The organism is Arhodomonas sp. KWT (genome assembly GCF_010993615.1).
In genome coordinates this window covers 9949-12587 of record NZ_WNXE01000080.1, presented here as the reverse complement: position 1 = coordinate 12587, position 2639 = coordinate 9949, and the positions used below count along the sequence as shown (strand labels likewise).

At 69.2% G+C, this 2639-nt stretch carries 3 protein-coding genes; all 3 read right to left on the bottom strand.

All coding sequences use genetic code 11. The annotated features are described in order from the left end of the window. Positions 1-97: 97 nt before the first annotated feature. The 3 genes from G7A99_RS12145 to rpoE are packed head-to-tail and all read right to left on the bottom strand — an operon-like array spanning position 98 to position 2331. Complete coding sequence (locus tag G7A99_RS12145; RefSeq protein ID WP_084594172.1) at positions 98-1117, bottom strand: MucB/RseB C-terminal domain-containing protein; 1020 nt, start codon at positions 1115-1117, stop codon at positions 98-100. After that, entirely contained in the window at positions 1101-1739 is a 639-nt protein-coding gene (locus tag G7A99_RS12140; protein ID WP_163140482.1) for a sigma-E factor negative regulatory protein, read from the bottom strand. The genes G7A99_RS12145 and G7A99_RS12140 overlap by 17 nt, the downstream gene beginning before the upstream one ends. After that, positions 1732-2331 (bottom strand): RNA polymerase sigma factor RpoE, encoded by a 600-nt coding sequence (gene rpoE / locus G7A99_RS12135; protein ID WP_018718369.1) that lies wholly within the window; start codon positions 2329-2331, stop codon positions 1732-1734. The genes G7A99_RS12140 and rpoE overlap by 8 nt, the downstream gene beginning before the upstream one ends. Between the last annotated feature and the right edge of the window lie 308 nt (positions 2332-2639).

Below are 2639 nucleotides of genomic sequence, written 5' to 3'. Positions count from 1 at the left end.
CCGCCGTGGGCCGCGCAGCCGTGGCAGACCGCGCCGGGCTCGCCGCGCACGCGGATCGCCCCCGGCTCCACCGCGACGACGCGCACGGGCTCGCGGATCACTTCGACGGCGCACCCGGCGCGAACGAACGGGCGATCTCCATGACCGCCCTGGGCGGGACCTCGCCGACCACCACGACCTGCCGCTCGTCACTCACGCGGCCGAAGGCGCTGAACGCCCCCATCCGCGAGAGCCCCTCGAACCGCGGCAGCTTGCTGTCGAGATGACTGACGTACACGGACACGGCGGCGAGGCCGTCGGAGTACATCCGGTGCTCCACCGGCCCCTCGATCCCCGTGGGCATATGCCGGCGCTCGCTCAGCCGCAGGGCAAAGCCGCCCGGGATGAAGCCGAGGTGCCAGTCCGGCTCGAATACCTTCTTCTGCCCGTCGTGCTCTTCGCCGTCAGGATCGGCCTTGTACCAGGTGAAATCCCGACCGCTGAGGTGGGGCTCGAGGAGCTTGTCGGGGATATCGTCGGGGAACTGGATCTCGGTGAACACCACCTGTTCCAGGGTGTCGTCGCCGTGGACCAGGTCCGCCCGCAACATCACGCCGGTGCCGGTGTCGATCCAGAAACGGTAGCCGTAACGGTAGTCGTCGGCGGCCTCGATGCGGATGCGCTGGGCCTCGCGCCCGGCGACCCGGGTCACACCGCCGGTATCCAGACGGTAGTAACGGCCGATGGAGTCGGTATCCGCCGGCAGCACGCTGGTGAGCGGGTTACGCACCTGGCGGTGATCCACCATCACACTGCGGCTGTCGGGGAGGATGCAGGTCACGCGGTTGCCGTCGCGGATGATCTCCCGGGCGACGCCGTCGAGGGAGTGGAGCCGTTCCTCCACCTCGTCGGCGGCCTCACCGCCACGGTGCACGATGCGCATCGACTCCGGCGTGGATGCCCCCTGACGGTAGACGAACACCCCGGTGTAATCGGTCTCCTGCATCGCCGAGACCATGCGCTGCAGCCACTGGTGGGCACTGCGCGCATCCGCCGCGGCGGCCTGTGCGGTGACCGCCGCGACCACCACCAGCACCGCACCAAGCCAGCGTCGTGCCCCGCTATTCGGCACGCGCATGCCCGGCGATGCGTGCGTAGTTCAGCATACCGCCGGCCCCGGCGCCGACGGCATTACCGGAATGATTGACCAGATAACCGTTGAGCCGGCGCTGTACGGTGGGATCGAGCCCCTGCCAGGTGACACGCTCAACGGAGTCGGCGGTCGCCGGACCCTCGTCCACGGAGACCCTTTCGGCGAGGCCGTTGCCGCCGCCCGCGGAGGGCGCACTGGCGGTCACCGCCGTTGCCGCCGGGCCGTTGCCGCGCTCCCCCGGACCCGACGGCCAGAGACCGACGGCGAGCACGGCAACGGAGGCGGCGATCGCCGCTCCCGCCACCGGACGGGCGAAGCGCAGCACGCGGCGCCGGTGCGCGGCGGGCTCGGGATGGACCGGGGCCTCGGCCTCCGCCGGATCCAGTGCGGGCTCGGCGTCCAGCGCCGCGGCAACCCGCTCCGCGAAGGCCCCGTCCGCCGCCAGTCCGAGATCGCCGTGCACGGCGGCCCTCGTGGTGTAGTAACGGCCCAGGCGATCCACGAGCTCCGGATCCCGGCCGAGGCGCCGCAGCAGTAGGGGCATCTCCTCGCCGGGCAGCTCGTCATCGGCCAGCGCCGAGAGCTGTTCGTTCACGTGTTCACTCATACCCGTCACCCGTCGCCTCCGACAGCAGCGGCTTGAGCCGCCGGTCTATTGCCTCCCGTGCGCGGAAGATCCGCGAACGCACGGTCCCGATCGGGCAGTCCATCGCCTGCGCGATCTCCTCGTAAGTCAGACCCTCAAACTCCCGCAGGGTCACCGCCGTACGCAGGTCTTCAGGCAGCGCCTCGATCGCGTCGAGCACTGTCTGCTGGATCTCGTCCCTGCGGGCCAGCGCCTCCGGGGACTCCTGATCCTTGAGCGAGGAATCCACATCAAACCGCTCGGCGTCCTGCACGTCCACGTCGCTGTCCGGCGGCCTGCGCCCCATGGCGACGAGATGATTCTTGGCCGTGTTGATGCCGATGCGGTAAAGCCAGGTATAGAAGCTGCTGTCGCCACGAAAGCGCGGCAACGCACGATAGGCCTTGATGAAGGCCTCCTGCGCCACATCCATTGCCTCGGACTGGTCATGCACATACCGCGAGATCAGCTTGATCAGCTTGTGCTGGTACTTGAGCACCAGCACGTTGAAGGCCTGCTTGTCGCCGGCCTTGACCCGCTCGACCAGCGCCGCGTCCGATTCCGAGTCTGCCATTAACGGCGACCCTCGGGACGTGACGCCGGCCATTGCTCAGTGCGGTAGACAATACGCGTCATGGATAGTTCGTGTGCTTCGTCGCGGTAGTGGAACGCCCCCGCCACACAGCAGCCGGCGCCCCTGCCGTGCTAGGCTCTTCGGGCCCGCGCGGGCGCCTCGGACGGTCGTGATCCGGATGGCGTCGTGAGCGTAGCCGATAGCCGAGAACAGGTGCAACTCGATGACCGATACCACCGCGCCCTATGACGTCCTCATCGTCGGCACCGGCGTCGCCGGCCTCACCCTCGCCCTGCGTCTGCCCGCGA

Coding starts and splice junctions, on each gene's coding strand:
- G7A99_RS12140 (WP_163140482.1), bottom strand. CDS start 1,739: ATGAGTGAACACGTGAACGAACAGCTCTCGGCGCTGGCCGATGACGAG.
- rpoE (WP_018718369.1), bottom strand. CDS start 2,331: ATGGCAGACTCGGAATCGGACGCGGCGCTGGTCGAGCGGGTCAAGGCC.
- G7A99_RS12145 (WP_084594172.1), bottom strand. CDS start 1,117: ATGCGCGTGCCGAATAGCGGGGCACGACGCTGGCTTGGTGCGGTGCTG.